This is a genomic window from Brumimicrobium glaciale (genome assembly GCF_004152935.1).
Lineage (GTDB): Bacteria > Bacteroidota > Bacteroidia > Flavobacteriales_D > Crocinitomicaceae > Brumimicrobium > Brumimicrobium glaciale.
This window is the reverse complement of sequence record NZ_SETE01000012.1, coordinates 1-514: the sequence shown is the minus strand read 5'-3', so window position 1 is coordinate 514 and position 514 is coordinate 1. Positions and strand designations below refer to the sequence as shown.

At 37.4% G+C, this 514-nt stretch carries 1 protein-coding gene; it reads right to left on the bottom strand.

Annotated elements, in window-relative coordinates; all coding sequences use genetic code 11:
- Positions 1–514 (bottom strand): reverse transcriptase domain-containing protein (locus tag ERX46_RS17405; protein WP_242494597.1); only part of this gene is annotated, 514 nt, incomplete at both ends.

Sequence of the window (514 nt, the reverse complement as noted above, 5' to 3'; positions counted from 1 at the left end):
TCGGAGTGGTTTTTCGGGTGAAGACTTTTAGTCGCTGTTTCAATCTTTTCCATGCTTTCTTCCCTACAACCAATTGGTATTTGCCTTTATCTCCTTTCCTGTAAGTTGATTCAAATCCGAATCCCAACAGTTCAAATTGAACTGGTTTTCTAACTCCACTTTTCTCACGATTTATAGTGAGTTTAAGTTTTGTTTTCAAAAACTTTTCAATGGCTTTTAGCGTTGCAGTTGCATGGCTTTTATACTGAGTATAAATACTAAAATCATCTGCGTAGCGTACAAATCGGAGTTTGCGTCTTGTCAGTTCTTTATCCAACTCGTTGAGCAGGATATTAGACAATAGCGGACTTATTGGAGAACCTTGCGGAACTCCCCTTCTTCGTTTGTGTAATTTACCATTGATTTGGATTGGAGCTCTTAACCATTTACGTATTAAACGCATGGTTATCGGGCATTTTACCTTTTGATAAAGTAGGTTTAGAAGTAAGCAATGGTCTACTTCATCAAAGAATGT